The organism is Lysobacter rhizosphaerae, assembly GCF_054779795.1.
In genome coordinates this window covers 131959-154815 of record NZ_BAAGXO010000011.1, presented here as the reverse complement: position 1 = coordinate 154815, position 22857 = coordinate 131959, and the positions used below count along the sequence as shown (strand labels likewise).

The following is a 22857-nucleotide window of genomic DNA, read 5'->3' as shown; positions in this document are numbered from 1 at the left end:
TCGGACGGTGAAAAACTGTTCAAGCGGCCAATTGCCCGGCGGCATTGGCGCTGCGTATACTAGCAGTCCGCGTTCAGGCCGAAGCCCGGCGCGCCGAAGCAAGCACTCTGCTCCCTTCGTCTAGAGGCCCAGGACGTGGCCCTCTCAAGGCTAAAACACGGGTTCGAATCCCGTAGGGAGCGCCAATTCGCAAGGCCCGATTTTGAGATAGGGCCTTGAACAGCAAACCCGGCCCACGCCGGGTTTTTTGTGGCCCACGACAGACTTCGAGTTGTGGGCATGTAGAAGCCGCGCCCGCGGCTGATAAAGGCAAATGACGGCCGCCCCTGGCTCCGACTGCGCGTTGTCGTGTCCCATCACACCAGAGGCGAGCGCTAAACTACGCCCAGCCAAACCATCCATGGAAGCCGCCGCTCATGCCCTTCGTCGTCACCGAGAACTGCATCAAGTGCAAGTACACCGACTGCGTCGAAGTGTGCCCGGTGGACTGCTTCCATGAGGGTCCGAACTTCCTCGTGATCGACCCGGACGAGTGCATCGACTGCACCTTGTGCGAGCCCGAATGCCCGGTCAATGCGATCTATCCCGAGGACGACGTGCCGGCGGGACAGGAGGCGTTCGTCGCACTGAACGCCGAGCTGGCGCAGGCCTGGCCGGTGATCACGACGCGCAAGGATGCCTTGGCCGATGCCAAGGAGTGGGAAGGCAAGCCGGGCAAGCTGGACCTGCTGGAGCGCTGAGCCGGCAGCGGCAACACGAAACAAAGAACGGGCGCCAGGGCGCCCGTTCTTGTGTCGGCTGTTGCCGGCGGGATTCGTGGTGGGGCGGTCAGTTGCCGCCCAGCGCCGCCTTCACTGCCGCGATCACCTTCATGGGCGCTTCGCCCGTGGCCGGCTCGCCGCGCGGATCGACCGCGGACACGTAGACCCCGCCTTCGACCGTGTTGACGCGAACGAGGAAGTTGCTGCCCTCGACGCTGACGTCGTACGCACCCAGCGCCGGCGCGCGGCTGGCAATGGTCAGGCCTTCGACCTTGCCCAGCGCGTCACCGACCTTGGCGTAGACATCGTCGCGGCTGCCGGCAACGGTGAACCCGTTCGCCACCCTGGGGGCCGCTGCAGTAGCCGAGCCGGCCACCGCCCCCGCGGGAATCGCCATGGCGCCCTCGGTCTGCGGCATGTCCAGATCCGGCGGTACTTCCAGCGGCCGGCTCATCGGGTCGCCTGCATAGAGCTTGTTTTCCTTGTGGAACCAACTGCAGCCCGACGTCGCGAGGACGGCAGCGAGCACGAAGGCGGTGGTCGCGAAACGGCTCGCGGATTGTTTCAGGCGCATGGGGTTCTCCTGGGAAATCGTGAAATCAAGCAGCGTGGGCACAGGCACTTTCGAGTTCCCGTACGGTAGCCGCAATGGATGAAGCTGCATCGGAATAAGCCTTCGACAACGGCAGCAGGGGCAGGCGCAGACCGCGCCCGATACCCTGCAGTTCCAGCAAGGCCTTGATCGGAATCGGGTTGGGTTCGACGCCCATGAAATCGAACGAGGGCTGCAGCTGCGCGTCCAGCTGGCGCGCCGGATCTGCATTCCCTGCACGGGCGAGGTCGCACAGGCGGCGCATGGCCGCCGGCAGGACATTCGAAGCCACGGAGATCACGCCATCGGCACCGGCGAGCATTGCGCGGCATGCGGTCGGGTCGTCGCCACTGAGCACGGCGAAATCGTTGGCCTTGAATCGCAACAACGCATCCATGCGCTCGGGTTCGGCACGCGCTTCCTTGATGCCGATGATGCGCGGGTGGCCGCACAGCTCGGCCACCGTCTCCGGCAACAGGTCACCGCCAGTGCGCCCCGGTACGTTGTAGAGCACGACAGGCAATGCGCCGTCGTCGGCGATGTCGAGGTAATGGGCGATCAGGCCCGCCTGCGTGGGACGGACATAGGGAGGCGACACGACCAGCGCCGCGTCGGCGCCAAGTGCGGCGGCGCGGCGGGTCTGCTCGATCGTCTTGGCGGTGTTGGACAGGCCGGTACCCGCCAGCACCGGGATGCGACCGGCAATGAATTCCACGGCGCTGCGCAGGAGCAGGTCGAATTCGGCGTCGTACAGCGCTGCGGCCTCGCCGGTGGAACCGGCGACGACGACAGCCTGCGTGCCCCCATCGAGCTGCTGCTGGAGCAGGCGCTCCCAGGCGTCGAGATCGAGTTCACCGGCGACGCCGAACGGTGTCGCCAGCGCGGTGATGCTGCCAGAAAGTCGCAAATCGGTGGCCTTGGTTGTTGATGCGGTGAAATGGGGGGGCAGGCCCGCGGAGATCGCGCCGTACTGGGCCGTGGAAAACGGCGAACAGGCCCGCAAAATTCACGTGGATGTTACTTGCGGCCCGAAACCGCGGGCAAGTATGCTGGCCGCGAGCCGCCAGTGATGGCAGCGTAGCTCCAACGATCCGGGCATCTTGCCCCAAGAGCCAGGCGCCGCCTTGACCGATACCGCTTCCCGGCCGTCGCCGAACGAAAACCACCTGTTGATCAACGCCTACACGACGCATCCGGAGTCACCGCTGCTGTCTGTGACCCGGCGGATCACGGACAGCGGCTGCAACCTGGTCGACGCGCGACTCTCCACGGTCGGTCGTGACGTATCCGTCACGGCGCTGGCAGTGGGGCCATGGGACGCCGTCGCCAAGCTCGAGGCCATGCTGACCCGGCTCGAGCGCGAGGAAGGCCTGAAGCTCAACTGGTACCGGACCGGCGCCAAGCAGGTTCAGTCCAACCTGCTGCCCTACGTAGTCGAAGTAGTGGCCGCGGACAAGCCGGGCATCCTGTTCCAGCTGGCGGATTTCTTCGACCGCCAGGGCATCACCATCGAGAGCCTGCATTGCTCGCGTTACCGCGCGATGCAGACCGGTGCGGACATGTTCTCGGCACAGGTGACCATCGGCGTGCCGGCGAGCATGCATATTGCTGCGCTGCGCGATGACTTCCTCGAGTTCTGCGACCACCTTAACCTCGACGCGATCATGGATCCGATGAAGTTCTGACGGATCCGCCGCGGGCAAACAGCAACACAAGCCGGGAAACCGGCGCTACAACCGAGAGACCGATGCTGGACACTGGCGACAAGATTCCCGATCTTCCCATCGCGCTTTCAAGCGGCACCCATGGCCGCCTCTCGGACTACAAAGGCCACTGGCTGGTCCTCTACTTCTACCCGAAGGACAGCACCCCGGGCTGTACCACCGAAGGCATCGACTTCAACGCGCTGCTGCCGAAGTTCAGGAAACTGGACGCCACGGTGCTCGGCGTCTCGCGCGACTCGATCAAGTCGCACCAGAACTTCTGCGCCAAACAGGGCTTCAAGTTCGACCTCGTCAGCGACGCCGACGAGAAAGTCTGCAACGCATTCGGCGTGATCAAGCCGAAGAAGCTCTACGGCCGCGACTACATCGGCGTGGAGCGCAGTACGTTCCTGATCGATCCCAAGGGCGTCATTGTCCAGTCATGGCGCCCGGTAAAAGTCCCCGGCCACGCCCAGGCCGTGTACGACCAGCTGAAGGCTGTCGCAACGAAGTGATCATCCAGCGTTCCAATGACTCCACCACCCCGCCCCGCGGGCTTGTGGTGGTTTGCCTCTGCCCGCAGCTTTTAAACAGCTCGCATAAACAGCTCGCATCTTAAACAGCTCGCATCCAGGAAAGCATGATGACCCGAAGCAAGCGCATCTACGTCCTCGACACCAACGTGCTGATGCACGATCCAACCGCGCTGTTCAAATTCGAGGAGCACGATGTCTACCTGCCGATGCAGGTGATCGAAGAGCTGGACAACGGCAAGAAGGGCACCAGCGAAGCCAGCCGCAATGCGCGTCAAGTGAGTCGCTTCCTCAACGAACTGGTCGAGAGCCACGGCACCAGGTCCATTTCCGAGGGCATTCCCCTCACTCGTCCGCAGGGCCTGCAACTGCGCGGGGCGCAGAGCATCGGCAGGCTGCGCTTCCAGACGCGCGACTTCGATTCGGGCAAGCGTTTTGGCGCGGTCATCCCGGACAACCACATCCTCGGCGCCATCCTCGCACTCAAGGAGGCCGAACCGGGCGTGCCCGTGGTGTTCGTCTCCAAGGACATCAACCTGCGCATCAAGGCATCGATCGCCGGCATCGATTCCGAGGATTACGAAAACGACCGCGCCCTGGACGACTTCAGCCTGCTGTATACCGGCTCGACCGCGCTTCCGGAGGATTTCTGGCAGCGCTACGGCAAGGACCTCAGGTCGTGGACGGAAAAGGGGCGGACTTTCTACGAGATCCGTCGCGGTGAAAGCGACGACTGGTACCCGAACCAGTTCCTGTACCTGCCCGGCGACGACGAAGCGGAAATGAAGGTCGCGCACGTCGAGGGCGAACGCGTGATCCTGCAGATCGTCGACGACTACCGCCACAACCAGCACGCCGTATGGGGCATCACCGCGCGCAACCGCGAGCAGAACTTCGCGCTGAACGCGCTGATGGACCCGGACATCGACTTCGTGACCCTGCTTGGCACCGCCGGCACCGGCAAGACGCTGCTCGCGCTCGCCGCTGGCCTGGCCCAGACGATGGACCAGCAGCGCTATCGCGAAATCATCATGACCCGCGCGACGGTGAGCGTCGGCGAGGACATCGGTTTCCTGCCCGGCACGGAAGAAGAAAAGATGACGCCGTGGATGGGCGCCCTGACCGACAACCTGGAAGTGCTCACGCATAACCCCGAGGGCGGCAGTTGGGGACGCGCGGCCACGAACGACCTGCTGGCTTCACGCATCAAGATCCGGTCGCTCAACTTCATGCGCGGACGCACCTTCCTGAGCCGCTGGCTGATCCTCGACGAGGCGCAGAACCTCACGCCCAAGCAGATGAAGACGCTGATCACGCGTGCGGGCCCGGGCACGAAAATCGTGTGCCTCGGCAACGTCGAACAGATCGACACGCCCTACCTGACCGAAACCACATCGGGCCTCACCTATGCGGTGGATCGCTTCAAGGGTTGGGGACACAGCGCGCACGTGACGCTGCGTCGCGGTGAGCGTTCGCGCCTGGCGGATTACGCCTCCGAAGTGATGTAAAGCGGATGGGGGTGCACCTGCCACGCTGGGTATGGATCGGCGCGGGTTCGCTTGCCTGCATCGCGGGCATGGTCAACGTGGTGGGGTACCTGGGCTTCGAGCACCAGGCAGTGACGCATCTCACTGGAACCACCACGTTGCTCGGCGCTTCGATGGCGGCCGGCGATCTCCGCGCCGCCTTGCAGCTGCTAGGCGTGGCTGTTGCCTTCATGGCAGGGGCGGCCCTGAGCGGCCTGATCGTCCAGGACAGCACGTTGCGCCTGGGTCGCCGCTATGGCGTCGTACTGGCCATCGAGTCTTTCCTGCTGGTGCTGGCCGTGCCAATGTTCCAGCGCAACCAGATCAGCGGTGCCCTGCTCGCGGCGATGGCCTGCGGATTGCAGAACGCCATGGCCACGACGTACAGCGGAGCGGTCATACGCACCACGCACCTGAGCGGCATGTTCACCGACCTCGGGATCGGGCTGGGCCATGCATTGCGCGGCTTGCCGCTGCAGCGCCGGCGCCTGCTGCTGTGCGGGCTGATCATCGCGTGCTTCCTGGCAGGCGGCATCGCGGGAGCATTCCTGTTCTCGCGCATCGGCTATCGCGCGCTGCTCCTGCCCGCGACGCTGACCGGGCTGACGGGCGTGGGCTATGTCTTCTACCGTCAATGGCAGACATTCAGTGGAGGCAAGCCGGCATGACGCCCTGCGCACTCACCATAGCGGGCTCGGACTCGGGAGGGGGGGCCGGCATCCAGGCCGACCTCAAGACATTCGCGGCGCATGGCGTGCACGGGCTGAGCGCGATCGCGGCGCTGACGGCACAGCACACGCGCGGCGTCACTGCGGTCGAAGTACCCACGGTTTCCTTCCTGCGCGCCCAGATCGACGCCTGTTTCGACGATTTCCGCATCGGTGCGGTGAAACTGGGAATGCTGGCGACGACAGACGTCATCCATGCGGTCGCTGGAGCACTCGAGCAGCATCGCCCGCCGCACGTCGTCCTGGACCCGGTCATGGTTGCGACGTCGGGTGCGCGCCTGCTCGACCCTTCGGCGCTCGATGCCCTGCGCAACCGCCTGCTGCCGCTCGCCACGCTGGTCACGCCGAACCTGCCCGAAGCCGAACTCCTGCTCGGCGCCACGATCGATAGTCGCGTTGCGATGCGCGCAGCTTGCGACGCTCTCCTCGATGCGGGCGCGCGGGCGGTGCTGTTGAAAGGCGGCCACTTGCACGACGGCGGCGACATTGTCGACCTGTATGCCGATGCCTCTGGCACCGTCGAGTTCCCGCACCCTCGCCTGCAGCTGGAGGCACACGGCACTGGCTGCACGCTCGCTTCCGCCGTCGCCGCCAACCTGTGCCGTGGACTCCCGCTCGCCGCCGCCTGCCGCGCCGCCGGCGAGTATGTGCACGCCGCATTGCTGCGCGGATACCGGCCGGGACGCAGCGAGATAGTCGTGCTCGATCATTTCGGCGCCGCGCGTCGTGACTGAACTTTCCGCGCAGGCGGTCGATGTGCAGGCCCGGGATGGCCACCGCTGGGAGTTGCTGGCTGTCATTCCCGGCCAGCCCCGTGCGCGACTGTTCTGGCTGCCTGCCATGGGCGTCGCGGCGAAACACTACCTGCCATTCGCGCAGGGCCTGGCGGCCGCGGGTATCGCGGTCTTCATCCACGACTGGCGCGGCAACGGATCAAGCAGCCTACGTCCGGCGCGCAACTCCGATTGGGGTTATCGCGAACTGCTCCAGCACGACCTGCCCGCCAGCGAGGCAATGGCGGCGCAGGTGCTCGACGGCGTTCCGCGCATCGTCGGTGGCCACAGCCTCGGTGGCCAGCTCGCGTGCTGTCATCTCGGCATGGCGCCGGAGAGCGCATCCCAGCTGTGGCTGGTAGCCAGCGGTTCGCCGTATTGGCGCGCCTTTCCATTGCGCACCCGCTGGTGGCTGCCGATGGCATACCGCTTCCTGCCCTGGCTGGCGGACCGCCGCGGCTTCCTGCCGGGCCATAGCATCGGCTTCGGCGGCAATGAATCGCGCACCCTGATTCACGACTGGGCACGCAGCGCGCTGAGCGGACGCTACGCGGCGCGTGGCATCGACACGGATATCGAAACCGCCATGGCGGGCGTCGCGGTGGAAGCGCGCGCGGTGACGCTTGCGCAGGATTGGCTGGCACCCCCTGGTTCGACGCGGTACCTGCTCTCCAAGCTGCCGCAGTCGCGCCATCGCATCGACACGCTGGACATGCAGGCGTTGAAGACGCGCGCGGATCACTTCGGCTGGATGAAGCAACCCGGGCCAGTCATCGAATCGCTGTTGCGCCCGGTGGTCTAGGCTTCAAATCAGGGGCTTCAAATCAGGGCTTCAAATCAGGCCAGACCGCAGAGGCGCCTGAGTTCATCCGGCGAGGACGACTCGCGCCCATTGGCAAGCAGCTCCTCGACTTCCACCGCTTGCGGTACCCCCGTCTGCGCGCCCATTCGCGTGCATGCCAGGGACGCGGCCGCCGAGGCGCGCCGCAATGCAACGGCAAAACCATGCCCCTGCGCCAGCGCGGCCACGAGCGCCCCACAGAACGTGTCGCCCGCCCCGGTCGTGTCCACCGCGTCGACCGCAAATGCAGACTGCACCAGCCATTCGCCGTCGATGTGCGCGCAACTGCCGTGAGCTCCCAGCGTGACAACGACATTCGCCTTGCCAAGCTTCTCGACGGCGGTCGCAATCGGGCCGGGCTCGCCGGAAATTGCGGCCAGTTCGCCTTCGTTGACGACGAGCACATCGATGGCGGCCAGCAATTCCGCAGGCAGCGACCGCGCGGGGGCGGCGTTCAGGACCGTGCGCACTCCAGCGTTGCGAGCGGCCAAGGCCCAGCCGGTGACGGCTTCCAGAGGGGATTCCAACTGCATCAGCAGATGCGACGTATCGGACAGATCCGGAAGGTCGTCCGCTTGCAGGCGTGCATTGGCGCCGGGCGCGACGGTGATCGCATTCTCCGCATCCGCGGCAAGACAGATGAAGGCGACGCCAGTAGCAGCGTCTGCAATGCGCACGACTCGCGCGTCCACACCCGCCAGGTGCAGCGACTGTTCCAGGGGCGCGGCGAAGTCATCCGCCCCCAGTGCTAGCAGCATGCGCGTCGGCACTCCGCCTGCGCGCGCACAGGCGACCGCCTGGTTCGCACCCTTGCCGCCCGGAAAAGTCAGGAAGTTGCTCCCCAGCACCGTCTCTCCCGGCGCGGGGATGTGGGGTACCCGCACGACGAAGTCGAGGTTCGCCGATCCTGCGACAAGGACAGTGTTGCGTAGGGTCATGCCTGCTCCGGACAAGTCACGGCCAGCGCCGCTGGCGCTGAACATAACGCATGCGAACTGCGGAGCAATGAGACAAGGGGACAACGGCATTGCGCCATGCACCGCGGGCGTGAAAAAAGAAAAAGGGCCGACGGAAACCGTCGACCCTTTTGCTTTATGGCGCGCCCGGAGAGATTCGAACTCCCGACCACCAAGTTCGTAGCCTGGTGCTCTATCCAGCTGAGCTACGGGCGCATAAGCTAGAAGCGGAATTATGCTTCAGTTGTTATCGCCTCGTCAAACACTCGGCGTTAAAAACTGGCGGAGACTGAGGGATTCGAACCCTCGATGGAGCTTTTGACCCCATACTCCCTTAGCAGGGGAGCCCCTTCGGCCTCTCGGGCAAGTCTCCGCTGGAACTTCGCGGGGCGCAGAGCATAACGGCTCTGCGCATGCGCGGCAAACTTTTTTAGCTGCCGTCCGCCTTTCGATCCTGTTCCGAGGTCCCTTCTCCCCGCTGTATGCGCTGGTAGATTTCCTCGCGATGGACCGCGACATCCTTGGGCGCGGTGATACCGATGCGCACCTGGTTGCCCTTCACACCGAGCACGGTGACTGTAACGGAGTCACCGATCATCAAAGTCTCGCCGACGCGACGCGTCAGGATAAGCATGCAAATCTCCTCGATACCGGCCAAGATCGCCGGTCAGGGCGCCCCTTCCCACCAAGGGCGCCTTGCTTCCTAAAAACAAACGCCGGCGTTCTGTGGACCGCGGTGCGGCCCAGAAGTTCAGCGTCCCCCTGTCACATACCACGTTCAGAATCATGCCAGTTTTTGCGCTACCCAGTCCGTGACGCTGGACAGTGCCTGTTGTAGCGCCGGGCCGTCGTCGCCGCCGCCCTGCGCCATGTCCGGGCGACCGCCGCCCTTGCCATTGATCTGTGCGGCTACGTGGGACAGTAGCTCCCCTGCCTTGACCTTGCCAGTGAGGGAGTCGCTGACCCCGGCAATCAACGCGGCCTTGCCGCCATTGGCTCCGGCGAGCAGGACCACGGCATTGCCGAGTTGCTGCTTGAGGCGGTCGACCGCATCCCGCAGCGCCTTTGCGTCGAATCCCTCCAGCCGGGATGCCACTACCTTCACACCACGGACGTCGACCGCGGAACCGGCCAGATCCGCCGTGGCACCGGAAGCCGCCTTGGCCTTCAGCGATTCGAGCTCGCGCTCGAGTTTTTTCTGCCGGTCAAGCAATGCACGCAGCTTCTCGTTCACGTCCGCCGCGTTGCCGCCCAGCATGTTGGCGGCCTCGTCGAGGCGGCGTTCCTCCTCGGCCACATAGTCCAGCGCGCCCTGTCCGGTCAGAGCCTCGATGCGGCGCACGCCGGCCGAGACACCGCCCTCGGACACGATCTTGAACAGGCCGATATCGCCGGTGCGGGTCACATGCGTGCCGCCGCAAAGCTCCGTCGAAGTGTCGCCCATGCGCAGCACGCGCACGCGTTCGCCGTACTTCTCGCCGAACAAAGCCATCGCGCCGAAATCCAGCGCTTCCTGCATATCCATGTGGTGCACTTCGGCGGCATGGTTGCGCCGTACTTCGGCGTTGACCTGGCGTTCTATCTGCGCAAGTTCCGCGGCCGTGACCGGCTGGAAATGCGCGAAGTCGAAACGCAGGCGCTCCGGCGCGACCAGCGAGCCCTTCTGGGTTACATGCGTGCCCAGTATGTTGCGGAGTGCCGCGTGCAGCAGGTGGGTCGCGCTGTGGTTGAGAACCGTCGCCGCGCGGCGTCCATGGTCCACGGCAGCGACCAGATGGTCTCCCCGCTTGAGCATGCCCGCGGTCAACGTGCCCACATGTCCATGGAACTGGCCCGCGAACTTCTGCGTATCGTTGACCGCGAACATCACGCCCTGCTCCGCCAGCTGGCCGGTGTCGCCCACCTGACCGCCGCTTTCGGCATAGAACGGCGTCTTGTCGAGGAAGACGATTGCTTCGTCACCCGCACCGATCGCGTCAACCGGCTTGCCGTCCTTGAGCAGCGCGACGACCACCAAGCCGCCGGCCTCGAGGTTCTCGTAACCGGCGAACTCGGTCGGCTTCAGCTGTGCGATGAGCTCGGCCGGCAAGGCCGAACCGCCGCCGAACTTGCCGGCGGCGCGTGCGCGTTCGCGCTGCTGTTCCATCAGGCGCTCGTAATCGGCCATCGCCGCCGGCGAGAGTTCGGTGCCTTTCTCGCGCAGGATGTCGGCAACCAGGTCGGGCGGACAGCCGTAGGTGTCGTGCAGCTGGAACAGCTGTTCGCCGTCGATCACGCCATTGCTCTGCGCCAGGTAGGACTCCAGGCGTTGCATGCCGGCATCGAGCGTCTGCGAGAAAGCGGCTTCCTCGGCCTTGAGTGCGCGTTCGACCAGCTCGCGCTTCTGCACGAGTTCCGGATAGGCATCGCCCATGACGTCGATCAGCGGCGCCACCATCCACCAGAAGCTTCCTTGGGTGCTCAATGCACCCAGCTTCCAGAAATGGCGCACAGCGCGGCGGATGATCCGTCGCAACACGTAGCCACGGCCTTCATTGCTCGGCAGTACTCCGTCGACGATGAGGAAGCTGCAGGCCCGGACGTGGTCGGCGATGACGCGCAGCGACTTGTGTTCGAGGTCGCCCGTGCCGGTGATCGCGGCGGCCGCCTTGATCAGGTGCTGGAACAGATCGATTTCATAGTTGCTGTGCACGTGCTGGAGCACGGCCGAAATGCGCTCCAGGCCCATGCCCGTATCGACGCACGGTGCCGGCAGCGGCAGCAGCGTGCCGTCGGGCTGGCGATCGAACTGCATGAAGACGTTGTTCCAAATCTCGATGAAGCGATCGCCGTCTTCATCCGGCGAGCCCGGAGGGCCGCCGGCGATGTGCGCGCCGTGATCGAAGAAAATTTCAGTGCATGGACCGCAGGGACCCGTATCGGCCATCTGCCAGAAGTTGTCCGATGCGTACGGCGCGCCCTTGTTGTCGCCGATGCGGATGATGCGCTCGGGCGGCAGACCGACCACCTGGTTCCATATCTCGAAGGCTTCGTCGTCGGTGTGGTAGATCGTGACGAGCAGCTTCTCCTTCGGCAGCTTCCACGTGTCGGTCAACAGCTCCCAGGCCCAGACGATCGCATCCTTCTTGAAGTAGTCGCCGAAGCTGAAGTTCCCTAGCATCTCGAAGAAGGTGTGATGACGGGCGGTGTAGCCGACCTGGTCGAGGTCGTTGTGCTTGCCGCCGGCGCGAACGCAACGCTGCGAACTGACGGCGCGGGAGTAACTGCGCTTCTCGGCACCGAGGAAGACGTCCTTGAACTGGACCATGCCGGCGTTGGTGAACAGCAGGGTCGGGTCGTTCCCGGGCACAAGCGAACTCGAGGGGACCACGGCATGGCCCTTGGAGCGGAAGAATTCGAGGAAATCGCGGCGGATTTCGGTGGTACTGATCTGGCGAGGGGTATTCATGCCTGGCACGCTTGAAAGGGACTGGGCAGGTCGCGGCGGCTGCCTTCCGGCCAAAGATGGCGGCGGAAGACCGAGCAGGCAACCCAACAGGAAAGCTTTCTAGCGTAACAGGGGCGGCGCGGCCGCTACAGGCTGCGCGGGACCTCGGGCTTGTGCCCGTAACGCCCTTAGTCGAGGTCGGAGCGCGTGGCCGCGCGAATGCTGGCGGAATCGAATCCGCGCCGAAGCAGGAAATCCGCGGCCTTGCGCCGCTGGTTCAGGTCGAGGGCGGCGACTGGGCCGTAGCGCCGACGGACGAGGTCGGAGGCGATTTCGGCCCAGTCGCCATTGAAAGTGTCCAAGGCGGCGGCGATGGCCTCGCGGTCGAGGCCGTGGGTGGCTAGCTCCGCACGGACCCGAGCTGGGCCGTACCCGCCCGAGCTACGGGCACGAACCAGGCTTTCAGCGAAGCGGCCGTCGTCCTGCCAGCCATCACGCGCCAGGTTCGCCACCGCGACTTCCACTTCGGCGGCTTCCATGCCGCGCGAAGTGAGCTTGCGGGTCAATTCCTTCCGGGAGTGCTCGCGGCGGGTCAGCAGACCCAAGGCACGCTGCGTGACGCTGAGCTCCCTCGCCTTGCGGCGACTGGGCTCTGGTTCGACGTCGAGCGTCGCCTCATCCACGCGAGCGGCCCTGCAATGCTCAGTCGTCGCGGGCTTCTTCCGCGGCTTCGTCGCGACGCGCCTCGGCCGGCTTGAACTTCTCGCGCAGGGCGGCTTCCAGCTGCACGGCGAGATGCGGGTTGTCCTTGAGGAACTGACGTGCGTTTTCCTTGCCCTGGCCGATGCGCTCGCCGTTGTAGCCGTACCAGGCGCCCGACTTCTCGACCAGCTTGGCCTCCACGCCCATGTCGATGAGCTCGCCTTCGCGCGAGATGCCTTCGCCGTACAGGATCTCGGTGACGACCTGCTTGAACGGCGGCGCCATCTTGTTCTTGACCACCTTGATGCGGGTCTGGTTGCCGACGATCTCGTCGCCCTTCTTCACCGAACCGATCCGGCGGATATCCAGGCGCACCGAGGCATAGAACTTGAGCGCGTTGCCGCCGGTCGTGGTTTCCGGACTCTGCCCGGGCATCATGATGCCGATCTTCATGCGCAGCTGGTTGATGAAGATCACCATGCAGTTGCTGCGCTTGATGTTGCCGGTGAGCTTGCGCAGGGCCTGGCTCATCAGGCGCGCCTGCAGGCCGGGGAGCTGGTCGCCCATCTCGCCTTCGATTTCAGCCTTGGGAGTGAGCGCGGCGACCGAGTCGATCACCACCATGTCGACGGCGTTGGAACGCACCAGCATGTCGGCGATTTCCAGCGCCTGCTCGCCGGTGTCGGGCTGGCTGACCAGCAGGTCATCGACGTTGACGCCGAGCTTGGCGGCGTAGGTCGGGTCGAGCGCGTGCTCGGCATCCACGAAGGCGCAGGTGCCGCCGGCCTTCTGGCACTGCGCGATGGTCTGCAGGGTCAGGGTGGTCTTGCCCGAGGATTCCGGACCGTAGATCTCCACCACGCGGCCCTTGGGCAGGCCGCCGATGCCCAGCGCGATGTCCAGCATCAACGAGCCGGTGCCGATGACCTCGGCCGGTTCGGCCACCTGGTCGCCCATGCGCATGACCGCGCCCTTGCCGTACTGCTTTTCGATCTGGCCCAGGGCGGCCGTGAGGGCGCGCTTCTTGTTCTCATCCATCGTGGCGGTTCCTTGGTTCGTGTTTGTGTGCGTTGGCATCAGGTTAGTCGGGGCGTATCGCAGAGACTGAGACGCCGCGGACCGCGTGCAGAAAAGTTTTGCCGGGACGCGGAGAAGAGGGAAAGCGGCAAACGGCGCAGATCCAGGTAGGGGAAGTCCGCGCCCATGGCCGCACTCACCGGTTGGGCCTCACCAGGCCGCAATACAAGCCCTCGATGGCGAAGTCCTGGTCCGGCAGCACCTCGATCGGTGCGTAATCGGGATTGCGTGGCAGCAGGCGGATACGGTCCTTGCCGATCTTCAGCAGCTTCACGGTGACCTCGTCGTCGATGCGCGCGACCACGATCTGACCGCTGCGAGCGTCGGCTGTGCGGTGCACGCCGATGAGGTCGCCATCGAAAATGCCCTCGTCGCGCATCGAATCGCCCTTGACCTTGAGCAGGTAGTCCGGAGCCGGCGCGAAGAAGTTCTTGTCCAGCAGGACGTAGTCGTCGGGCTCGAGGCCTGCGCCGGAGCCTATGGGAGCGCCTGCTGCGACACGACCGAGCACGGGCAGCCGCAGGGCGTCGTCGTTCGCTGCAGGACGCCCCTGCGCCTGGACCAGGCGGATGCCGCGGGCCTGACCCGGGACGCGCTGGATGGCCCCTGCCCGTTCGAGGGCTTCCAGGTGGTACTGCGCCGCGCGGACGCTGCTGAAACCGAAGGCCGACGCGATTTCGGTCTGCGACGGGGGCACGCCCTCGCTCTCGATCCGCTCGGTGATGAGCGCCAGGATGGCGCGCTGGGTGTCGGTCAGGTTCATTAGTAGCAATACTACTAACGAACTTTTTCGAAATGCAAGCCCCCAGAGCCTCGGGCGCTTATCCCACCAGGCGCATCAGCCCCTGCAGGGCGGCTTCCACCGTCCGCCGCCGCACGGCCTCGCGGTCGCCATCGAAGTGGAAGACTTCGGCGGTGGCATAGCCGCCGCGCCGCTTCCAGGCGATCCAGACCGTGCCGACCGGCTTGCCCACGGTGCCGCCGGAAGGGCCGGCGATACCGGTAACCGCCACGGACAGCGTCGCACCGGAGTGCACGAGCGCGCCCGACACCATTTCCAGCACCGTTTCACGGCTGACGGCGCCGTGGTGTTCCAGCGTCTCGGGGCGAACCCCGAGCAGGGCCTGCTTGGATTCGTAGCTGTACGCCGCGATCCCGCATTCGAACCAGGCCGAAGAGCCCGCGATGTCGGTCAACACCTTGGCGATCCAGCCGCCGGTGCAACTTTCCGCGGTGACCAGCATGTGGTGGCCCGCCTGCGCGGCGGCGCCGAGTCGGTGCGCGAGTTGCTGCAGGCTGGCGTCGGACGTGGTTTCGCTCATGCGCGCACTATAACGGCGAGGCCGGAAAAGCCGGCGGCCCGCCGAACCGGCAGGCCGTCGCCTCGAACACGACAGGCAACGCGGAAGGTTACGCGGGCCCGCCCACAACTCCCCACCCGCGGCTGTCATCATGTCGCGCATTGCACGCGCCGCCCGCGCCCGGAATCGATGGACAGCAAGCCCCACATGCACGGCAATTCACCTGGCCCCGCGCCCGAACACACCCCGCTGATGAAGCAGTTCTTCGCCGCCAAGGCAGAGCACCCGGACGTGCTGCTGTTCTTCCGCATGGGCGACTTCTACGAGCTGTTCTACGACGACGCCCGCAAGGCCGCGCGCCTGCTCGACATCACCCTGACCCAGCGCGGTTCCTCCGCAGGCCAGCCGATCCCCATGGCCGGGGTGCCGCATCATGCCTGCGAGGGTTATCTCGCGCGCCTCGTCGCCCTGGGCGAATCGGTCGCGATCTGCGAACAGATCGGCGATCCGGCGCTATCGAAGGGACTGGTCGAGCGCAAGGTCGTCCGCATCGTCACGCCGGGCACCGTCACCGACGAGGCCCTGCTCAACGAACGCCGCGACACCCTGCTGCTTGCCATCGCGCGCGGCAAGAACGGTTACGGCGTGGCCTGGGCGGACCTCGCCGCCGGCCGCCTGCTGGTGAACGAAGTCGGCAACGAAGACGCACTGGAAGCCGAACTCGCTCGCCTGGAACCGGCCGAAACGCTCATCGCCGACGAGGACGGCTGGCCCGCCTTCGCCGCGACCCGCAATGGCGTGCGCCGGCGCGCGCCATGGCTGTTCGATGCCGACAGCGGCCGCCGCCAGCTGCTGCGCTCCTTCGGGCTGCACGACCTGTCGGGTTTCGGCATCGACGACAAGCCGCTGGCCATCGCCGCCGCAGCGGCCCTGCTCGGATATGTCGAGGAAACCCAGAAGCAGCGCCTGCCGCACCTCACTTCGATCGCCGTCGAATCCGGTGACGGCGCGATCGCGATGAATGCCGCCACCCGCCGGCACCTGGAACTCGACAGTCGTGTCGACGGCGACACCCGCACTACCCTGCTCGGCGTGCTGGATTCGACGATCACGCCTATGGGCGGCCGCCTGCTGCGCCGCTGGCTGCACCGCCCCTTGCGCGACCGTTCCACGCTGCGCCTGCGCCACCAGGCCGTGGCCACGCTCGTCGACTCCGGCGTGGCCGAGCGCATGCGCGAGACCTTCCGCGCGCTCGGCGATCTCGAGCGCATCCTCTCGCGCATCGCACTGCGTTCGGCGCGGCCACGCGACCTCTCCACATTGCGCGATGGCCTCGGATTGCTGCCAGCCGTGCGCACGCAGCTGCAGCCGCTGGATTCACCGCGCCTCGCCCAGCTGGCCAGCGAACTTGGCGAACACGACGCGCATGCGCACCTGCTGGCGTCGGCGATCGTGCCGCAGCCGCCGGTGCTGGCGCGCGACGGCGGCATCTTCGCCGAAGGTCATGACGCAGAGCTGGACGAACTGCGCACCCTGTCGACCAATGCCGACCAGTTCCTGATCGACCTCGAGGCGCGCGAGCGCGCCGCCACCGGCATCGCCACGCTCAAGGTCGGCTACAACCGCGTGCACGGCTATTACATCGAGATCAGCAAGGGCCAGAGCGACAAGGCGCCCGTGCACTATTCGCGCCGACAGACGCTGACCGGCGCCGAGCGCTACATCACCGAGGAACTGAAGCAGTTCGAGGACAAAGTGCTGTCCGCGCGCGAACGTTCCCTCGCCCGCGAACGGCTGCTGTACGAGCAGTTGCTGGATGCACTGAACGAACGCCTGGAGCCACTCAAGCATTGCGCCGCGGCGCTGTCGGAGCTGGACGTGCTGGCCTGCTTCGCCGAACGCGCGCAGGGCCTGGACTGGTCGCAACCGGAGCTCGTGGACGAAGCCGGCATCCGCATCGAACGGGGCCGCCATCCAGTCGTGGAAGCCGTGCGCAGCGAGCCGTTCGAGCCCAACGACCTCGTGCTGCACGAGGACCGGCGCATGCTGGTCATCACCGGGCCGAACATGGGCGGCAAGTCGACGTACATGCGGCAGAACGCGCTGATCGTCCTGCTCGCGCATATCGGCGCGTTCGTGCCGGCGTCGCGCGCGGTGCTGGGCCCGATCGACCGCATCCTCACCCGCATCGGCGCCGGCGACGACCTCGCGCGCGGACAATCGACCTTCATGGTCGAGATGAGCGAGACCAGCTACATCCTGCACCACGCGACTGCACAGTCGCTGGTGCTGATGGACGAGATCGGCCGCGGCACGTCGACTTATGACGGCCTCGCCCTCGCCGATGCCTGCGCGCGCCATCTCGCGCATGGCAATCGCGCGTACACGCTGTTCGCCACGCACTACTTCGAACTCACCGCGCTCGCCGAGCCGGGCAGCGGCATCGCCAACGTGCACCTCGACGCGGTCGAACACGGCGATGCCCTCGTGTTCATGCACGCGGTGAAGGACGGTCCCGCCGACCGCAGCTTCGGCCTGCAGGTCGCCGCCCTCGCCGGCCTGCCCAAGTCGGTGGTCAGGCAGGCACGCGGGCGGCTGGCGGAACTGGAGCAACAGCAGCGCGATGTCCCGGTGCCGCCGCTCACGCCGGTCGCGCTGGACCAGCCGCAGCAGTTCGGCCTGTTCTCGCCCGGTTCGGCGGCGCTGGATGCCCTGGCGTCCATCGATCCCGACGAACTCACGCCCAAGCAGGCGCTGGAAGCCCTGTACCGCCTCAAGGCTCTCGGTTGAGCGCCAGTCGATAGCCCACCGCTATCGGCTTGGTTGGAACAATCGATTTCATTTGTCACTGGCACGGGCCTAAGGTCGGGGTTCCCCCGACCCCGCAGGAGCCCGCGATGAACAAGCCTTCCGACCCGCCCAAGAAGTGCCCGCTGACGACTGCCTTTGGTGCCCCGGTCGTCGACAACCAGAACAGCATGACCGCCGGCCCGCGCGGCCCGCTGCTCATGCAGGACGTCTGGCTGATCGAAAAGCTCGCCAACCTCAACCGCGAGATCATTCCCGAGCGCCGCATGCATGCGAAGGGCTCCGGCGCATTCGGCACCTTTACCGTCACCAACGACATCACCCGCTACACGCGCGCGAAGATCTTCAGCGCGGTGGGAAAGCAGACAGAGATGTTCGCGCGCTTCACCACGGTCGCCGGTGAACGCGGTGCGGCCGATGCAGAACGCGACATCCGCGGCTTCGCGCTGAAGTTCTACACCGAGGAAGGCAACTGGGACCTGGTCGGCAACAACACGCCGGTGTTCTTCCTGCGCGACCCGCGCAAGTTCCCCGACCTCAACAAGGCCGTGAAGCGCGACCCGAAGACCAACCTGCGCAGCGCGACCAACAACTGGGATTTCTGGACCAGCCTGCCCGAGGCGCTGCACCAGGTCACCATCGTCATGAGCGACCGCGGCATTCCCGCGAGTTACCGGCACATGCACGGGTTCGGTTCGCACACCTACAGCTTCATCAACGCCGGCAACGAGCGGTTCTGGGTCAAGTTCCACATCAAGACGCAACAAGGCATCCGGAACCTGACCGACGCCGAAGCCGCGGAACTGATTGGGCGGGATCGCGAGAGCCACCAGCGCGACCTGTTCGACGCGATCGAACGCGGCGATTTCCCGAAGTGGACCCTGTACATACAGGTCATGCCGGAGACCGATGCGGAAAAGGTGCCCTACCATCCCTTCGACCTGACCAAGATCTGGCCGAAGAAGGACTATCCGCTGATCGAAGTCGGCGTGATGGAGTTGAACCGTAATCCGGAAAATTTCTTCGCCGACGTCGAGCAGAGCGCCTTCGCGCCGAACAACCTCGTGCCCGGCATCAGTGTTTCGCCCGACAAGATGCTGCAGGCGCGACTGTTCGCGTACTCCGATGCGCAGCGTTACCGGCTGGGCGTGAACCACCACCAGATCCCGGTCAATGCCGCACGTTGTCCGGTTCACAGCAACCACCGCGACGGCGCGATGCGCGTCGACGGCAACTACGGTGGGACGCTGCACTACGAGCCCAACAGCTTCGGCCAATGGCAGGAACAGCCCGAGTACCGCGAACCGCCGCTGAAGATCAACGGCGACGGGGATTTCTGGAACTTCCGCGAGGATGACGCCGACTACTACCAGCAGCCGGGCGATCTGTTCCGCCTCATGACACCAGCCCAGCAACAGGTGCTGTTCGACAACACCGCGCGCGCGATGGGCGATGCGCCGGAGTTCATCAAACGCCGGCACATCGGCAACTGCACCAGGGCCGATCGGGCCTATGGCGCGGGCGTGGCCAAGGCGCTTGGACTGGATATCACCGTGACCCCGGGGGAGCGCGAGCAGGCCGGCGCGGGCTGAACAGGCCACGTCCTTGGCAAGAGGCAATGCCCGGCGAAAGCAAGGCCGGGCAGTGCCTTCCTGGCGAACGCGCCGTTCGCACACATCAACTCGTCACGACGGTTGAACAGGACTAGCATCGTTTGCTCACCCAAGGGAGCACCGCCATGAACGCCACGCTTACCGACGATCTGCTCAACCAGCTGCAGGGACCGCAACTGGCCCAGATCGGCCAGCAACTGGGGCTGTCGCAACCGCAGGCAAGCGATGCCGTGTCCGCGGCACTGCCATTGCTGCTTGGCGCGCTTGGGAGCAACGCCCGCCAGCCGCAGGGAGCGGAAGCACTGTTCGGCGCACTACAGCGTGACCACGCCGGACTCGACCTGGGCAGCGTGCTTGGCACGGTAATGGGCGGTGGCGGCCAGGGACCGGAAATCCTCGGCCACATTTTCGGCGCCCGCCAGAACAATGCGGCGCAGGGACTGGGCGCGGCTACCGGACTGGGTGGTGCACAGGCAAACACGTTGCTGAAGATGCTGGCACCGATCGTGCTCGCCTACCTCGCCAAGCGCATGTTCTCGCAAGGCAACGCAACGACGCCGCAGGCACTCGGCCAGGCACTCGGCGACGAGCACGAGCAGATCCGCCAGCAGGGCGGTCTCGGTGGCGGGCTGCTTGGCGCGGTACTGGATCGTGATGGCGACGGCGATACGGATTTCTCGGATCTGATCGGGCTCGCGGGATCGGTATTGGGCGGCGGACGCCGTTGATGCCATCGACCGCCCTGCGCCTGCTCCGCGCGGTGTCCAACTAGGTGGCGTCGATATCGCCCAGCGCCCGGATCAGGCGGCGCGCCCGCTTGTCCGGTTTGCTTTCAGGCGCGCGGTAACCTGCGCGCTCTGCGGCGCGCGCCGCGCGAGCGGACTCGCGACCAAGGCGCGATGCCTCTGTTTCGGCATACAGCGCCTGCGCGATGCTCGCCGGGCCGCGCACATCGCTGAGCGCGCGGACTTCGATCTCGAAGACTTCCTCGCCGCGCTCGATCCTCAGCGCATCGGCGACACGCACCCCGCGCGCGGGCTTGGCACGCTGCCCGCCGATCTCGATCTTGCCGGTTTCGATGGCCTGCTTGGCCAGTGCGCGTGTTTTGAAGAAGCGGGCCGCCCACAACCACAGGTCGAGCCGCACGCTGTCGCGGGATTCGTCGGACGCTAGCGTGGGATGTTTCATCACGGCGCGATTTTATCGCGAAGCCTCAGATCGATACGCCAACCTCCGCCAGCCGCTGCCGCAGGCGCGTGAGGTGGCTGCCTGGCCAGTACAGCTGGCCGCAACCCTGGCACTGGCTGAAGCCGCCAGGAGAATGCGTGATGCTGCTGTGCGCGATGAATGGCGCAACTCCGTCGCGCAAGGGTTCGACCGCGCCGTTGCAGCGCGCGCAGCGGGTGAAGGGCGCGATCCGCGCATCAAGCTGGAAGCGGTCGCACACCTCGCGCAATTGGCGGCGGGGATCCGTGGCATGCAGGAATGCACCGTGGGTCAGCGCTGCCCGCTTCAGCAGGCCGGTATCGCGGCTGAGCAGGATGCGATGCTGCTCCCGGGAGATCGACAACAGTTCCTCATCGCCGTAATCGTTGCGATAGAGACAGTCGAATCCGAGCAGGCGCAGATAGGCCGCAAGCCGGCCGAGATGCACGTCGAGCACGAACCGAGGTTCGCGCAGGGGCTGTGGCCGCAGGCGCGAGAAGGCGCCGAGCTCGAAGCCTTCGAACATCGGGTAGACCGCTACCCGCTCGCCGCCCCTCAGCTTGTGCATGAAACCGACGGACAGTCCGTCTACCAGGATCAGGTCGACCTCGGTGTGCGGCACGCCCAATGCCTCGATCCGGTCCTTGACCGCAGGTGTGCCGTGGAACTGGTGGATGAAACTGCACTTGCGCCGTTCCGGCGGCAGGAAGTCGCCCAGCTCCTCGTAGAAGCGGAATTCGCACTGGTGCAGCGCGCTCGCCATTTCCGTCTTGCCCTTGCCGCCAACGGGCCGAGCTTACGCCGCAGCGCGTAGTCCGACGCGCACCTTTTGCCAATACGACAACACGGTCGACGTTCCACCCGCCCAAAAGCAAACGGCCGCCCGATGAGGGGCGGCCGTCGCGGCGCTTGCGCGCTCGTGTTGCGCTGATTACTGGGCCTTGGCCTTGGCGTAGGCGGCCAGGTCTTCCTTGATGCGGGCCTTCTTGCCTTCCAGGCCACGCAGGTAATACAGCTTGCCGGCGCGGACCTTGCCGCGGCGCTTCACTTCGACCGAGTCGATGATCGCGCTGTGGGTCTGGAACACGCGCTCGACGCCATAGCCGTGCGAGATCTTGCGCACGGTGAAGGAGGAGTTCAGACCGGCATTCTTGGTGCCGATCACCACGCCTTCATAGGCCTGGACGCGCTCGCGGTTGCCTTCCTTGACCTTCACGTTGACGACGATGGTGTCGCCCGGGCCGAAATCCGGCAGCTTGCGCTGCACCTGTTCGGCTTCGAAATTCTGCAGGAGTGTATGGAGCGAGGGCTTGTTCATGGCTATGGCCTGTTGGATTAGTTGTAGCGCGAGTGCACGTGGACCCGCGTCTGGCATCGGTGAAGCTGGGTGGAGCAAGCCGCGTATTTTAGCGGAACTTTTCCTTGCGGGGCAAATGGTTAGCGCCCTCCATGGCCCGCCGCGCAAGGGACCGCTCCGCGGTGGCTGGTCGCGTGGCGGATCCGGAAAGCCCTCCCGGAACCGGCTCTTGCGGCCGAACCCCAGGAATCAGCCGTCGGAATCATCGCCAACTTCGGCGAAACGGGCGCGATATTCGTCCAGAAGCTTGTGATCGGCCTTGGTCAGCGCCGATTCGTCCAGCAAGTCGGGACGCCGCTGCCAGGTCCGGCCCAGGGATTCCTTCCGGCGCCAGCGGGCGATTTCGGCATGGTTGCCCGACAGCAGGACGTCCGGGACCCGGCCCAGCTCATGCTCCACGGGGCGGGTGTAGTGCGGACAGTCCAGCACACCGCCTTCGAAACTGTCCTGCTCGGCGGACTCGGCGTCGCGGAGCGCCCCCTCCTGCAGCCGGGCCACGGCATCGACCACCACCGCCGCCGCCAGTTCGCCGCCCGACAGGACGTAGTCACCGATCGAGAGCTCCTCGTCGACCTCGGCTTCGATCAGGCGCTCATCGATGCCTTCGTAGCGGCCACACAGCAGGATCACCCGCTCGCGTGCGGCAAGCTCACGCGCCTTGGCCTGCGTCAGCGGCGCGCCTTGGGGAGTGAGGTAAATGACCTTGGCGGGCGCCGGATCGGCTGCGCGCGCCGCTTCGATTGCCGCACGCAGCGGATCGATGAGCATGACCATGCCGGGGCCGCCACCGAACGGGCGTTCGTCGACACGCCGATAGTTGCCTTCGGCGTAATCGCGCGGATTCCAGCCGTGCAGCGACAACAGGCCGCGTTCGCCCGCCCGGCCGGTAACGCCAAACGCGGCGCATTGCGCGATGAAATCGGGAAACAGGGTGATGACGTCGATGCGCATGG

General features: G+C 65.8%; 23 protein-coding genes and 3 tRNA genes. 11 read left to right on the top strand and 15 right to left on the bottom strand.

Annotation, left to right across the window (positions count from 1 at the left end):
• Positions 1 to 109: 109 nt before the first annotated feature.
• Both ACYVGE_RS15610 and fdxA read left to right on the top strand, forming a co-directional pair.
• Positions 110 to 185: transfer RNA gene (locus ACYVGE_RS15610), tRNA-Glu, on the top strand.
• A 231-nt stretch (positions 186 to 416) separates the two neighbouring features.
• Positions 417 to 740, top strand: a complete 324-nt coding sequence (fdxA, locus tag ACYVGE_RS15605) for a ferredoxin FdxA (RefSeq protein WP_310053300.1) — start codon at positions 417 to 419, stop codon at positions 738 to 740.
• Between the two features lie 88 nt (positions 741 to 828).
• On the opposite strand, the gene ACYVGE_RS15600 is transcribed toward fdxA, so the two are convergent.
• Positions 829 to 1335, bottom strand: coding sequence for a hypothetical protein (locus tag ACYVGE_RS15600; RefSeq protein WP_460730998.1), 507 nt, complete (start codon positions 1333 to 1335; stop codon positions 829 to 831).
• Between the two features lie 25 nt (positions 1336 to 1360).
• Positions 1361 to 2260: a 4-hydroxy-tetrahydrodipicolinate synthase gene (gene dapA / locus ACYVGE_RS15595; RefSeq protein WP_460730997.1), complete on the bottom strand. Its 900-nt coding sequence runs from the start codon at positions 2258 to 2260 to the stop codon at positions 1361 to 1363.
• Positions 2261 to 2477: 217 nt separating this feature from the next.
• Between dapA and ACYVGE_RS15590 the strand changes: the two genes are divergently transcribed.
• From ACYVGE_RS15590 to ACYVGE_RS15565, 6 genes are all read left to right on the top strand, one after another.
• Positions 2478 to 3038 (top strand): glycine cleavage system transcriptional repressor, encoded by a 561-nt coding sequence (locus ACYVGE_RS15590; protein WP_460730996.1) that lies wholly within the window; start codon positions 2478 to 2480, stop codon positions 3036 to 3038.
• A 62-nt stretch (positions 3039 to 3100) separates the two neighbouring features.
• Positions 3101 to 3571, top strand: coding sequence for a peroxiredoxin (locus tag ACYVGE_RS15585; RefSeq protein ID WP_460730995.1), 471 nt, complete (start codon positions 3101 to 3103; stop codon positions 3569 to 3571).
• A 128-nt stretch (positions 3572 to 3699) separates the two neighbouring features.
• On the top strand, positions 3700 to 5097 hold the full coding sequence (locus tag ACYVGE_RS15580; protein WP_457097333.1) for a PhoH family protein: 1398 nt from the start codon (positions 3700 to 3702) through the stop codon (positions 5095 to 5097).
• 5 nt (positions 5098 to 5102) lie between these two features.
• Positions 5103 to 5783, top strand: a complete 681-nt coding sequence (locus ACYVGE_RS15575) for a YoaK family protein (protein WP_460730994.1) — start codon at positions 5103 to 5105, stop codon at positions 5781 to 5783.
• Positions 5780 to 6577 carry a bifunctional hydroxymethylpyrimidine kinase/phosphomethylpyrimidine kinase gene (gene thiD / locus ACYVGE_RS15570; RefSeq protein ID WP_460730993.1) on the top strand — a complete coding sequence of 266 codons (798 nt, stop codon included), beginning with the start codon at positions 5780 to 5782 and terminating at the stop codon, positions 6575 to 6577. The genes ACYVGE_RS15575 and thiD overlap by 4 nt, the downstream gene beginning before the upstream one ends.
• A complete protein-coding gene (locus ACYVGE_RS15565) occupies positions 6570 to 7418 on the top strand; it encodes an alpha/beta hydrolase family protein (RefSeq protein WP_460730992.1) in 849 nt (282 codons plus the stop codon). The genes thiD and ACYVGE_RS15565 overlap by 8 nt, the downstream gene beginning before the upstream one ends.
• A 35-nt stretch (positions 7419 to 7453) precedes the next feature.
• Here the strand turns inward: ACYVGE_RS15565 and ACYVGE_RS15560 are convergent, their stop codons facing one another.
• From ACYVGE_RS15560 to ACYVGE_RS15520, 9 genes are all read right to left on the bottom strand, one after another.
• Positions 7454 to 8395: a ribokinase gene (locus ACYVGE_RS15560; RefSeq protein ID WP_460730991.1), complete on the bottom strand. Its 942-nt coding sequence runs from the start codon at positions 8393 to 8395 to the stop codon at positions 7454 to 7456.
• A 157-nt stretch (positions 8396 to 8552) separates the two neighbouring features.
• Positions 8553 to 8629, bottom strand: a tRNA-Arg gene (locus tag ACYVGE_RS15555).
• Positions 8630 to 8693: 64 nt separating this feature from the next.
• Positions 8694 to 8786, bottom strand: a tRNA-Ser gene (locus ACYVGE_RS15550).
• A 57-nt stretch (positions 8787 to 8843) separates the two neighbouring features.
• Positions 8844 to 9047: a carbon storage regulator CsrA gene (gene csrA, locus ACYVGE_RS15545; RefSeq protein ID WP_310053316.1), complete on the bottom strand. Its 204-nt coding sequence runs from the start codon at positions 9045 to 9047 to the stop codon at positions 8844 to 8846.
• A gap of 150 nt (positions 9048 to 9197) precedes the next feature.
• A complete protein-coding gene (gene alaS / locus ACYVGE_RS15540) occupies positions 9198 to 11861 on the bottom strand; it encodes an alanine--tRNA ligase (RefSeq protein WP_460730990.1) in 2664 nt (887 codons plus the stop codon).
• Between the two features lie 167 nt (positions 11862 to 12028).
• On the bottom strand, positions 12029 to 12523 hold the full coding sequence (gene recX / locus ACYVGE_RS15535) for a recombination regulator RecX (RefSeq protein ID WP_460730989.1): 495 nt from the start codon (positions 12521 to 12523) through the stop codon (positions 12029 to 12031).
• 19 nt (positions 12524 to 12542) lie between these two features.
• Positions 12543 to 13580: a recombinase RecA gene (gene recA / locus ACYVGE_RS15530; RefSeq protein ID WP_310053322.1), complete on the bottom strand. Its 1038-nt coding sequence runs from the start codon at positions 13578 to 13580 to the stop codon at positions 12543 to 12545.
• Between the two features lie 175 nt (positions 13581 to 13755).
• Positions 13756 to 14382, bottom strand: a complete 627-nt coding sequence (gene lexA, locus ACYVGE_RS15525) for a transcriptional repressor LexA (protein WP_460730988.1) — start codon at positions 14380 to 14382, stop codon at positions 13756 to 13758.
• Between the two features lie 58 nt (positions 14383 to 14440).
• Positions 14441 to 14941 carry a CinA family protein gene (locus ACYVGE_RS15520; protein WP_460730987.1) on the bottom strand — a complete coding sequence of 167 codons (501 nt, stop codon included), beginning with the start codon at positions 14939 to 14941 and terminating at the stop codon, positions 14441 to 14443.
• Between the two features lie 168 nt (positions 14942 to 15109).
• Between ACYVGE_RS15520 and mutS the strand changes: the two genes are divergently transcribed.
• From mutS to ACYVGE_RS15505, 3 genes are all read left to right on the top strand, one after another.
• Entirely contained in the window at positions 15110 to 17710 is a 2601-nt protein-coding gene (gene mutS / locus ACYVGE_RS15515) for a DNA mismatch repair protein MutS (RefSeq protein WP_460730986.1), read from the top strand.
• 107 nt (positions 17711 to 17817) lie between these two features.
• Complete coding sequence (locus ACYVGE_RS15510) at positions 17818 to 19320, top strand: catalase (RefSeq protein ID WP_460730985.1); 1503 nt, start codon at positions 17818 to 17820, stop codon at positions 19318 to 19320.
• Between the two features lie 146 nt (positions 19321 to 19466).
• Complete coding sequence (locus ACYVGE_RS15505; protein ID WP_460730984.1) at positions 19467 to 20069, top strand: DUF937 domain-containing protein; 603 nt, start codon at positions 19467 to 19469, stop codon at positions 20067 to 20069.
• 40 nt (positions 20070 to 20109) lie between these two features.
• Here the strand turns inward: ACYVGE_RS15505 and ACYVGE_RS15500 are convergent, their stop codons facing one another.
• The 4 genes from ACYVGE_RS15500 to trmD all read right to left on the bottom strand — a co-directional run bounded on the left by ACYVGE_RS15500 (position 20110) and on the right by trmD (position 22855).
• The gene (locus ACYVGE_RS15500) at positions 20110 to 20529 is read right to left on the bottom strand and encodes an RNA-binding S4 domain-containing protein (RefSeq protein WP_460730983.1); all 420 of its coding nucleotides are present in this window, start codon (positions 20527 to 20529) and stop codon (positions 20110 to 20112) included.
• A gap of 25 nt (positions 20530 to 20554) precedes the next feature.
• Positions 20555 to 21310: a Mut7-C RNAse domain-containing protein gene (locus tag ACYVGE_RS15495; protein WP_460730982.1), complete on the bottom strand. Its 756-nt coding sequence runs from the start codon at positions 21308 to 21310 to the stop codon at positions 20555 to 20557.
• Between the two features lie 168 nt (positions 21311 to 21478).
• Complete coding sequence (gene rplS / locus ACYVGE_RS15490) at positions 21479 to 21865, bottom strand: 50S ribosomal protein L19 (protein WP_310053330.1); 387 nt, start codon at positions 21863 to 21865, stop codon at positions 21479 to 21481.
• Positions 21866 to 22093: 228 nt separating this feature from the next.
• A complete protein-coding gene (trmD, locus tag ACYVGE_RS15485; RefSeq protein WP_460730981.1) occupies positions 22094 to 22855 on the bottom strand; it encodes a tRNA (guanosine(37)-N1)-methyltransferase TrmD in 762 nt (253 codons plus the stop codon).
• Positions 22856 to 22857: the final 2 nt, after the last annotated feature.

What these genes read in the sequence shown, in the direction of transcription:
- fdxA (WP_310053300.1), top strand. Translation starts at nt 417, where the DNA reads ATGCCCTTCGTCGTCACCGAGAACTGCATCAAGTGCAAGTACACCGAC.
- ACYVGE_RS15600 (WP_460730998.1), bottom strand. Translation starts at nt 1,335, where the DNA reads ATGCGCCTGAAACAATCCGCGAGCCGTTTCGCGACCACCGCCTTCGTG.
- ACYVGE_RS15585 (WP_460730995.1), top strand. Translation starts at nt 3,101, where the DNA reads ATGCTGGACACTGGCGACAAGATTCCCGATCTTCCCATCGCGCTTTCA.
- ACYVGE_RS15580 (WP_457097333.1), top strand. Translation starts at nt 3,700, where the DNA reads ATGACCCGAAGCAAGCGCATCTACGTCCTCGACACCAACGTGCTGATG.
- ACYVGE_RS15575 (WP_460730994.1), top strand. Translation starts at nt 5,103, where the DNA reads ATGGGGGTGCACCTGCCACGCTGGGTATGGATCGGCGCGGGTTCGCTT.
- thiD (WP_460730993.1), top strand. Translation starts at nt 5,780, where the DNA reads ATGACGCCCTGCGCACTCACCATAGCGGGCTCGGACTCGGGAGGGGGG.
- ACYVGE_RS15560 (WP_460730991.1), bottom strand. Translation starts at nt 8,395, where the DNA reads ATGACCCTACGCAACACTGTCCTTGTCGCAGGATCGGCGAACCTCGAC.
- csrA (WP_310053316.1), bottom strand. Translation starts at nt 9,047, where the DNA reads ATGCTTATCCTGACGCGTCGCGTCGGCGAGACTTTGATGATCGGTGAC.
- alaS (WP_460730990.1), bottom strand. Translation starts at nt 11,861, where the DNA reads ATGAATACCCCTCGCCAGATCAGTACCACCGAAATCCGCCGCGATTTC.
- recA (WP_310053322.1), bottom strand. Translation starts at nt 13,580, where the DNA reads ATGGATGAGAACAAGAAGCGCGCCCTCACGGCCGCCCTGGGCCAGATC.
- lexA (WP_460730988.1), bottom strand. Translation starts at nt 14,382, where the DNA reads ATGAACCTGACCGACACCCAGCGCGCCATCCTGGCGCTCATCACCGAG.
- ACYVGE_RS15520 (WP_460730987.1), bottom strand. Translation starts at nt 14,941, where the DNA reads ATGAGCGAAACCACGTCCGACGCCAGCCTGCAGCAACTCGCGCACCGA.
- mutS (WP_460730986.1), top strand. Translation starts at nt 15,110, where the DNA reads ATGGACAGCAAGCCCCACATGCACGGCAATTCACCTGGCCCCGCGCCC.
- ACYVGE_RS15510 (WP_460730985.1), top strand. Translation starts at nt 17,818, where the DNA reads ATGAACAAGCCTTCCGACCCGCCCAAGAAGTGCCCGCTGACGACTGCC.
- ACYVGE_RS15505 (WP_460730984.1), top strand. Translation starts at nt 19,467, where the DNA reads ATGAACGCCACGCTTACCGACGATCTGCTCAACCAGCTGCAGGGACCG.
- ACYVGE_RS15500 (WP_460730983.1), bottom strand. Translation starts at nt 20,529, where the DNA reads ATGAAACATCCCACGCTAGCGTCCGACGAATCCCGCGACAGCGTGCGG.
- ACYVGE_RS15495 (WP_460730982.1), bottom strand. Translation starts at nt 21,310, where the DNA reads ATGGCGAGCGCGCTGCACCAGTGCGAATTCCGCTTCTACGAGGAGCTG.
- rplS (WP_310053330.1), bottom strand. Translation starts at nt 21,865, where the DNA reads ATGAACAAGCCCTCGCTCCATACACTCCTGCAGAATTTCGAAGCCGAA.
- trmD (WP_460730981.1), bottom strand. Translation starts at nt 22,855, where the DNA reads ATGCGCATCGACGTCATCACCCTGTTTCCCGATTTCATCGCGCAATGC.